The following is a 7,155-nucleotide window of genomic DNA, read 5'->3' as shown; positions in this document are numbered from 1 at the left end:
CACCGTCCACGTCGCGAGCATCGACCACTGGCTCAGACGACTTTCGTAACAGGTCCTAGGCGGCCGGTGCAGCAGCAAACAGCTGCACCGGCCGCCCCCGAGCCTGCCCCATCGCGACTTGGGCACAGCCGAGGTGCGCTCCCCGGCCCCGTCGCGATGCGCACCGTTATGCTCGAACGATCGAAGAGGGTTTCGATGGAACGGGGGTGTCAGCAATGAAGATTGAACGCGGCCGAGAGGTGTACGTCCTATTCGAGGGGGTATTCGCACTCGACGAGTCCGTGGACACGGGCACCTCCGGCTGGGTCACCGTTCGCACCCCCTCGGGGATACGCGTTGATCTGCCCGTCGAAGCAGTCGCCGAATGGGACGTGGAGGCCGCAGGCAGCCCCCGCACAGCCCAGGACCAGCACTGATCCGCTCGTACCACCTCACGAGTTCGCGTACGCCACTGCGTGCAGTGGCGGCGCTGAGACGCAACACGGAGGCGCGAGAGGCAAGCGCAGACGGCTGATGTTTCTTGCGGATGTCCTTACGCGGTGCCCTGGGCGGGTTCTTCCCGGGCGTCGGTGACCGTCTCACGGTCACTGTATGAGGGGTATCCGCCGGGCCAACTCATGCGGTAGTCGTCGGCGGCCGCGCGGGTGGTGAACTCCAGGACGGAGACTTTGTGCTCGGTGAGCGCATCGAGGACCTGTTGCGGGTGGGCGCGAAAGAACTCCCGGCGCGGGTTCACCTTGTTAAGCCGTTGTTCGGCAAATTCGCGGTGCAGCATCGCTTCGATCGAGACGGCGTCGTCGCTGAAAAAGAGCGCGTGGACGTCGAAGTTGAACGGGACGGATGCGTCGCTGAGTTCTCGGATCCGGTCCTCGGGCTCGAGACGCCGTGTCATACCGATCTTGACGACGCCCTCGCCGAAGGCGCCGATGTTGGAGATCACATAGACGTACCCAGCCCGGATGTTGGCGGCGCGGTAGTCAGCCTGAGCGATCTCGGCGTCGATGCGATCGAGCTCGCCCTGAAGCGCCTCGGCTCCGTCGATGTCACCGGACTCGCGCAGCCTCTGGATCGAGTTCAGATAGTGGGCGCGTTCCTTCTCCAGTCGTTCCTTTTCGCGCTTGATCTCCGCCTCGAGGGCTCGCTGTTCACGCAGCTCGGCCCGCCGCTCACGCTCCATCTCCCGCTCCGCGGCCTTGGCCTGCTCATGACGAGCAGCTAGTTCCAGTTCCTTTAGTCGTAGCCAGTGATAGCGGTCCGTGACCGACAGCTCGATCATCCGGCCCTGCTTGGCGATCTGCTCGCGCGCCGTCGACAGACGCTTCTGCGCCGAGGCGAGGTTGCCCGCCTTGACAGTCTTGACGGCATTCTCGGCCTCCGCGTTGTACGCGCGGAGCATGATCCTGCTCATCTGGTTCACGAATGTCTGACCCTTGGACAGCGAGTTGTTGAACGTGAAGTTCGAGGCCGCCGTGATCGCCGATCCCAGTTTGTTCGCCTGGCGAATTTCCGACCGGAGCGCCTCAAGCTCGGTTGCGAGAGTGGCCGACGACTCGGCCGGGTGCTCGAAGTCGAAGAGCCCAACCTCCTCAAGAACGAGACGGTCACGGTTGACGATGACCTGCCGGTCGAGCTCACTCACCTGCCTTTGCAGCTCAGCAACCCGATGGCGCAGTTCCTCCTCAGCTTGGCGCTGGGTCTCGATGCGCAGTTCGCGGGCAGCCATATCGAGCGCACCCACTTCGGCCAGCAGACGCTCGCAGCGAGCCACCTTCGCACCGAGCCGCTGGTTCTCCGCTTGAAGCTCGGTCGCGATCCGCTTGGCATTGAACGTCGTGATCTTCTCCGTGGAAACGTTCGGCGTGGGCGCAGCAACTCCGGCAGCTGACGCTGCCTGGCCGTCGGTCAGCTGTGCTTGGTCCGGCGAACTGGCGCCGAGCAGAGGTGCCGGCCCAGGCTGCTCGCGCGCATCCTCGGCTAAGACCGTGGGCGCCACGGAAAGCGGGTCGATGGACCGCGACCCACCCGTGCTCACGTGCTCGGTCCATTGGCTGCCGTCCCAGTACCGATGCTGGAAGCGACGCATCGGATCTGGGTGCCACCCGGGTGCAGGATTGTTGGTCATTCCTCCCCTTTCGACTGGTCAGGCTACCCGGGTGGGACCACGCCTCTGCGACGCGCGCGACTTCGAAGATACCGCGGAAGATTCCGCGCGCCGAGGTGCGGACATCGAACCCTGCCCTCCTGTCGTTCGGCGGGCGGCGAAGTGGGGCGGACCTTGACGAACTTCCTCCGGGCTGAGACCTGAGCCGTCCTGCACCACGACGCACGCGACTGAACTCGCGCTGCTGACGCGGTGGCATCAAAGCGACTACATGCCGAGAGCGGAGGGTGGTGTCCGAGGTATGGGCTTGACTGTTGGTCGTGTACCCGCCCCCAGGACCCGAGCTCAGTCAAGCGACCGTCGCGCAACTGGACGACCAGTTCTTCACAAGCGACCCGTTCGCGTACATCCGAGTGCGCATTCTGCGGCTACTCAGCGATGATCCTCCCATTACAGCCGGACCGCGTGCGAGGGAGTTCGCCCGGCTACTCGGTCCATCTTCGGCTATCTACGAGCAGTGCGATCCGCGGACGTCGACGCTCCAGATCGCTGTCGACGCATTTGCCCTGCGTCATCAGGTAGCCGAGTCCCTACTGCGCTTCCTCCATGTGGTGCTTCACCACCAAGCGGGACAGAGCCATTGGGTCAACCTCGTCGATACGCCGACAAAGATGCAGGACGTCCTGAGCGAAAACCGGGCTGCTCTCGATGATCAGGACGACGACGGGGTTGGGCTACTTCGCGAGGCGCTTGTGCCTTCCCGCTCTGCTGTCTCACCACCCGCCGCGGCTCCGCCCTTGACCATTGGGGCGCAGCCCACGAGGGCGTCGGAAGCGTCCGTAACATCCGACGAGGTCGCTCGAGCGTTCAGCGTCTTCGTCCGCTGGATCAACTACGCCATCCAACTGTCCACGCAGCGCGCCCCGGACCTCACCGCGGCTCACAACAAGTTCAAGCACGGGATGGGCCTTCGGCCTCAGGACGATGTCTTGTCGGTCCTCATGGTCACCCCTCCCAATCCGGATGGAACTGTGCCCCTGAGTGCGGTCAAGGGCGATCGGGCCCTCAGACTCTTCGACGGAGTGACCACGGAATTCCTCTCCCGAGCTTCTAGGAGGCATGGACTCGAGGCGACACAACTAGCCATGAGCCCCATACCAACCTTGGTGGAAGCAGCGGCTATTGCGCATACGTTGGCCCTGCTCTTCCACAACGCGGCCGTGAAGCACTTCGAGGACCATGCACCGCCGGACGGGCGGTCTGCCCCGGGACATCCAGGAGTCCTCGTCGATGGGCCCCTTCCCGAAAAGCTGCGCCCCCTGCGGCCTGTGGCCCTCCGATTTCCCCTGACGACACCGGTGCGGCCTGACGCGGGCCAGGACGCATGGATGTTCTGGTCAAACGGGGACATCCAAACCTTTGCGTTCGGAGAGCGCACCACGACGATAGTGGTCGACGACGCGCATAACGATGGCCCGAAGGGCGGCTAGACCCGACGAGCACCAAGCCTCTTCCGAGGACGCACAGACGTGTCCGTGTCTTGGGCGAAACGCGGCGATGAGACGCATCTCGATCCGTCAGGAACTGCCGAGGACCGGATCATCAAGGGGGTAGCCTCCCTGTCGTGTTCAGTGTCAGTGCGCCCACGCGAGAGGGCCCTGGGGCGGATACTTCTGGCCCACGATGACAGCGCTGATGGTGATTGCCCCGCTCTACTATTTTCGGGATGAAGATTCGACGCTGCACATCGCCTTGAGAGTGGCTTGGTTGGTTTTGCTAGTCCTCAGTCTTGTCCAAATCGGCCGCAACCTGTACGGAGACCTTCGCGGCCGACGTGGTGCTCAGCCTGACTAGGGCGTAGTGGCCCGGCTTAGGCTCCCGGACGGCCCGCGTCCTTCACGCTCATGCTGCGTTGTGGGCATCACCGACCGGGGCCTGACGCCGCCAGCACCATAGGCGTCAGGCTAAGCCCACAGGGTCGCGCTGGAAGAGCCATGTGAGCTCGGCCGAGTCGTCCTCCACCCAGTAGTCGACGACGGCGTAGCGGGCTTCGTCGCCCGGCACCTGGAAGGGCTCCTCCAGTGTGGCCCCGGTGTCAGACTCCGCGGTGAGGGTGTGCCGCCCTGACGAGAGACCCAGGGGGAGGCGGATCCAGTTGTGCTGCCCTTCGACGCGGAACTCACCGTCGACGACCGTGACGCCGTCCACGGCGAGCTTCAGGCGGACGGTCTCGTCCTCGAACGACTGGTTGCTCACATACAGCACCAGGTCTGCGTCGTCCGGAGCTACCAGGCGTACCTCGGAATCCGATGCCGTGACCTGCGGGTGTGGGGTCGGATCTTCGTCACCGCTGCAAGCAGTTAGAACGCATGCGGTGAGAGCGAGAGCAACTACGGAGGCAGAGCGCCTGGCCATGACTATCGGACGACCGCGGCACCACGGCCGTTCCTTGCCACGTCCATCGATACGCCGGGACACGCCGCTGATGTCAAGCGTGTTCAGGCGACGCTGAGACGCACGCCTTTCCCATGAGACATGGACTCGGCTCCTCAAGGGGTTGGGTGGCTGTCCCTTCCGCTGTCCGGGTCATGCGTCCCGATGGTGGTTGTGGCTTGCCGGCTTGTCGTGTCGACCTGCAGTCGGAAGATGTCAGGTCGGTTGTAATGGCCGGTTGGGTCCATGAACCGGCGTGAAGCCGCGACCTCGGCGAGGTCGAGCTCGGCCATGAGGGTCTCTTCTGCTTCGCGCACCGGCCCGGCGATCACCGCACCGCTGGGCCCGACGATGACGGTGTTCCCCGGTTCGATCCACGGGCCATTCTCCTCGACGAAGGTCGCAGGAACGAGCCGCTCACGGTCGGGGAAGTCTTCAGGGATGCGATCGACGTGCAGGACGGGGTTCACCCCGACGACGAACATCCGGTTCTCCCGCGCCAAGTGCTGCATCGTCGCGATCCAGCCATCGCCCTGGGCGAGCGTGGGCGCCAACCAGACGTCCACCCCTTGCGCGTAAAGGTGGAACCGGGCAAGCGGCATGTAGTTCTCCCAGCAGATCAAGCCACCGATGCGGCCCTGCGCAGTGTCCACCACACGTAACGTTGATCCGTCGCCCATGCCCCACACCGTGCGTTCCGAACCGGTCGGCACCAGCTTGCGGTGGCGGTCGACCAGCCGCCCCTCGGGAGAGAAGTACAACACCGTGTTGTAGATCGTTGACCCGGTCAGCTCGCGCTCCTGGACCCCCACGACCAACCACACGCCGTACTTCTCGGCGATCGCCGCCAACCGGTCGGCTGCCGGACTCGGGATGACCACTGCGTTGTCCGACAGCATGCCGAACCACTCGTCATCGCCATCCCAGATCGGCCTGGTGTCTATCCAGATCGGTGTTCCAGGAACGAACGCCTCGGGAAACACCACCAGCTGCGCACCCTCTTGGGCGGCCTCCGATGTCAACTCCTCGACCCGGTCGATCGTGGCGTCGCGGTTCATCAGGACATAGGTCGCTTGCACCGCGGCAATCTTCAGTCGGCCCATGGCGCCTCCCATCAGTGGCGAATACCCTGCCGCACCCAAGAGCGCATGTCACGACCCCCAACCTCTTGGGCTCTTCCTCAGGCACGCGGGTGGCGCGCTCGCCCTGTGGGGGGGAGTGTCAGACAAAGGGTGTTTCTGGTCCGACACGCCGACGGAGTCGGCGAGGAAGGCTGGTCACCGATGACCGAGACACTCAAGGGCGTGAGCTCGATGCCCAAGGAAGCGAAGAAGACCGTTGAGCCTGGTGAGCTGGAGCGGGTCGCGGTGCGGCAGCTGGTCAAGGCCGCTCGCGCCCGCGGGGAGGAGTTGACGGGCCCTGAGGGGCTGTTGAAGTCGATCACCAAGACGGTGCTCGAGGCGGCGCTGGAGGAGGAGATGACCGAGCACTTGGGTCACGCCAAGCATGGGTCCACGCTGCAGGGTGGCGGCAACGTCCGCAACGGCACCCGGCCCAAGACGGTCCTGACTGACGCCGCCGGGCAGGTCACGCTCGAGGTGCCGCGGGACCGGGCCGGCACGTTCACCCCGGTGATCGTCAAGAAGCGTCAGCGCCGGCTGAACGACGTTGACGCGGTGGCGATCTCGCTGTACGCCAAGGGGTTGACCACCGGTGAGATCAGCGCGCACTTCGCCGAGGTGTACGGCGCGAGCATCTCCAAGGACACGGTCTCGCGGATCACCGACACGGTCGTCGACGAGATGCAGGGCTGGTCCTCGCGGCCCTTGCAGGGCGTGTACGCGGCAATCTTCATCGACGCGATCTATGTCAAGGTCCGCGACGGCCAGGTCGGCAACCAGCCGTTCTACGCCGCGATCGGGGTCGACCTGGGTGGGCGCCGGGACGTGCTCGGGCTGTGGGCCGGCAAGGGCGGTGGCGAGTCAGCGAAGTTCTGGATGAACGTGCTCACCGACCTGAAGAATCGCGGCGTGGTGGACGTGTTCTTCGTCGTCTGCGACGGCCTCAAGGGGCTCCCGGACGCGGTGACCACCGTGTTCCCGCAGGCCATCGTGCAGGCCTGCGTGATCCACCTGATCCGGGCCACCCTGCGCTACGCCTCACGCCGGTACTGGGACCAGCTCGCCAGGGACCTGCGGGTCATCTACACCGCGCCCAGCGCCCAGGCGGCGTGGGCGGCGTTTGAGGAGCTCGAAGAGAAGTGGGGCAAGCCCTACCCGGCAATCCCCAAGCTGTGGCGCGCGGCCTGGGAAGAGTTCACCCCGTTCCTCGCGTACGACGTGGAGATCCGCCGGGTCCTGTTCTCCACGAACGCGATCGAGTCGCTCAACGCCAGGTACCGTAGGGCGGTCGGTGCTCGTGGGCACTTCCCCACCGAGCAGGCCGCGCTCAAGACGCTCTACCTGGTCACCCGAGGGCTGGACCCCAAAGGCACCGGGCAGGCACGATGGACGATGCGGTGGAAGCCCGCACTCAACGCGTTCGCCGTCACCTTCGCCGACCGCATGCCGGCCGCCGAGAACCTGTAACCCATGAACGCCAGAAACACCGTTACTCCGACA

Annotated in this window: 5 protein-coding genes; 2 read left to right on the top strand and 3 right to left on the bottom strand. The window is 65.0% G+C overall.

From position 1 onward, the window contains the following. Positions 1-532: 532 nt before the first annotated feature. Positions 533-2,122, bottom strand: coding sequence for an SNIPE associated domain-containing protein (locus ABD899_RS14840; RefSeq protein ID WP_345207385.1), 1,590 nt, complete (start codon positions 2,120-2,122; stop codon positions 533-535). 299 nt (positions 2,123-2,421) lie between these two features. On the opposite strand from ABD899_RS14840, the gene ABD899_RS14835 reads away from it, so the two are divergent. Continuing rightward, on the top strand, positions 2,422-3,591 hold the full coding sequence (locus ABD899_RS14835) for a hypothetical protein (RefSeq protein WP_345207384.1): 1,170 nt from the start codon (positions 2,422-2,424) through the stop codon (positions 3,589-3,591). Positions 3,592-4,060: 469 nt separating this feature from the next. Here ABD899_RS14835 and ABD899_RS14830 read toward each other — a convergent pair whose 3' ends face one another. Beyond that, the gene (locus ABD899_RS14830) at positions 4,061-4,357 is read right to left on the bottom strand and encodes a hypothetical protein (protein ID WP_345207382.1); all 297 of its coding nucleotides are present in this window, start codon (positions 4,355-4,357) and stop codon (positions 4,061-4,063) included. Positions 4,358-4,650: 293 nt separating this feature from the next. Continuing rightward, the gene (locus tag ABD899_RS14825; RefSeq protein ID WP_345207380.1) at positions 4,651-5,637 is read right to left on the bottom strand and encodes a carbon-nitrogen hydrolase family protein; all 987 of its coding nucleotides are present in this window, start codon (positions 5,635-5,637) and stop codon (positions 4,651-4,653) included. Positions 5,638-5,817: 180 nt separating this feature from the next. Between ABD899_RS14825 and ABD899_RS14820 the strand changes: the two genes are divergently transcribed. Beyond that, the gene (locus ABD899_RS14820; protein ID WP_345207378.1) at positions 5,818-7,122 is read left to right on the top strand and encodes an IS256 family transposase; all 1,305 of its coding nucleotides are present in this window, start codon (positions 5,818-5,820) and stop codon (positions 7,120-7,122) included. Positions 7,123-7,155 lie beyond the last annotated feature (33 nt).

The organism is Fodinibacter luteus (genome assembly GCF_039541575.1).
Classification (GTDB): Bacteria; Actinomycetota; Actinomycetes; order Actinomycetales; family Dermatophilaceae; genus Fodinibacter; species Fodinibacter luteus.
The sequence above is the reverse complement of the archived record's forward strand: the minus strand, read 5'-3'. Positions and strand labels throughout refer to the sequence as shown.

Coding starts and splice junctions, on each gene's coding strand:
- ABD899_RS14840 (WP_345207385.1), bottom strand. CDS start 2,122: ATGACCAACAATCCTGCACCCGGGTGGCACCCAGATCCGATGCGTCGC.
- ABD899_RS14825 (WP_345207380.1), bottom strand. CDS start 5,637: ATGGGCCGACTGAAGATTGCCGCGGTGCAAGCGACCTATGTCCTGATG.
- ABD899_RS14820 (WP_345207378.1), top strand. CDS start 5,818: ATGACCGAGACACTCAAGGGCGTGAGCTCGATGCCCAAGGAAGCGAAG.